The 1,077-nt window shown below is 40.6% G+C and carries 1 protein-coding gene; it reads left to right on the forward strand.

What is annotated here, in order from left to right:
• The coding region (gene hag / locus BTR1S_RS21465) for a flagellin Hag (protein ID WP_061781693.1) at nt 1-802 on the forward strand (802 nt) is incomplete at its 5' end.
• Between the last annotated feature and the right edge of the window lie 275 nt (nt 803-1,077).

Below are 1,077 nucleotides of genomic sequence, written 5' to 3' on the forward strand. Positions count from 1 at the left end.
AGGTCTTAAAATCAACCGCGCAGGAGATGACGCAGCAGGTCTTGCAATCTCTGAAAAAATGAGAGGACAAATCCGCGGTTTGGAAATGGCTTCTAAAAACGCACAAGACGGCATCTCTCTTATCCAAACGGCTGAGGGTGCATTGACTGAAACTCATGCGATCCTTCAACGTATGCGTGAGCTTGTTGTACAAGCTGGAAACACAGGTACACAAGATGGTACAGATCTTGCCGCTATTCAAGAAGAAATCAATGCACTTAAACAAGAAATTGGCGGTGGAAGTGAAGCAAACGGTATTTCTGACCGTACAGAATTTAACGGTAAAAAACTATTAAACGGCGACTTCGCCACAACAAAATTGACTTTCCAAATTGGAGCAAATGCTTCACAAAAGTTGGATGTTAATATTGCTAGCATGTCATCAACAGCACTTGGATCACTTGATGCTGGTGGAGTACTCGAAACTGGAAAAGCAGTAGCAGATATCGATGTTACACAACTTGATGATACTACTCCAACTCTTACTTTCAATGATCAATTGAAAATTGTTGATGATGCTATTAAAACAGTATCAACTCAACGCGCTAAACTCGGTGCAGTCCAAAACCGTCTAGAGCACACAATCAACAACCTTGGTGCATCTTCTGAAAACTTGACTGCCGCTGAGTCCCGCATCCGTGACGTTGACATGGCGAAAGAAATGAGCGAGTTCACGAAGAACAACATTCTTTCCCAAGCTTCTCAAGCGATGCTTGCTCAAGCGAACCAACAGCCGCAAAACGTGCTTCAATTGCTGCGTTAATTACAATAAATATTTCAAAATTCAAGCTTGTCGAAAAAGCCGAAGATCGGTTTTTTTCGACAAGCTTTTTTTATTAAAAGTAGTTTTTAAAGGAGAAAGCCTATACCTCTTTTTATGTGAAAAATGCTAAGTCTTTATTTCAAGTCTTTTTCCATAGAAAAAATTCCTTTTTCGCCTAAACAATTCCTTATTCAGTCCGATATAAAGGATGAAGCAGAAAGGACGGCCGACCTAAATGCGTCTACAAAGCACATGGATGTGCAATCAATCATATC

Source organism: Bacillus sonorensis NBRC 101234 = KCTC 13918 (assembly GCF_001592005.1).
Classification (GTDB): Bacteria; Bacillota; Bacilli; order Bacillales; family Bacillaceae; genus Bacillus; species Bacillus sonorensis.